Source organism: Herpetosiphon llansteffanensis (genome assembly GCF_003205875.1).
Lineage (GTDB): Bacteria > Chloroflexota > Chloroflexia > Chloroflexales > Herpetosiphonaceae > Herpetosiphon > Herpetosiphon llansteffanensis.
This window is the reverse complement of the sequence record NZ_PUBZ01000045.1, coordinates 1-535: the sequence shown is the minus strand read 5'-3', so window position 1 is coordinate 535 and position 535 is coordinate 1. Positions and strand designations below refer to the sequence as shown.

Below are 535 nucleotides of genomic sequence, written 5' to 3'. Positions count from 1 at the left end.
GGTAGAAACAGCCCAACGCGGCGGCGGCCGGAACGGGCCCTCGCGGCCGACGGCTCAGGGATCGAAGGTCAGGTTGACGCCGCCGAACACCTGCGCGCCGTTCTGATTGTTGAATTCCCGGCTGCGCCGGGCGGCGAGGAAGTCGGCGCGCAGGAAGTGGCCGAAAAAGATCGAGGCGCCGCCGACGTAGTCGGTGTTGAACGAGGGCCGGTCCAGGCCGTGCGGCGCCACTTCATCGGCGGCGTCGATGAACAGGTTGTAGAAGGTGCGCCGCTCCTGCACCCCGGCATAGAGATACCAGTGGAACCAGCTGGCGCCGAGCCGCCGGTAGTCGCTGAAGGCGGTGCCGGACAGCGCCGGCCGGATATGCTCCGGGCCGTAGTCGACATCGAGCGCGTTGCCGAAGCGCAGCAGCGCGCCGGCATCGAGGTAGCGGTAGACGTTGCCGAGGCTGACGCCGGCTTCCGGGATCACGTCGGCCTGATAGTGCGAGCCGAAATTCAGGTCCAGGCGCCGCTTGTAGTCGTAGGAGAAC

Annotated in this window: 1 protein-coding gene; it reads right to left on the bottom strand. The window is 67.5% G+C overall.

Annotation, left to right across the window (positions count from 1 at the left end):
- Positions 1 to 54 precede the first annotated feature (54 nt).
- Positions 55 to 535 (bottom strand): lipid A-modifier LpxR family protein (locus C5S61_RS03120; protein ID WP_124033370.1); only part of this gene is annotated, 481 nt, incomplete at its 5' end.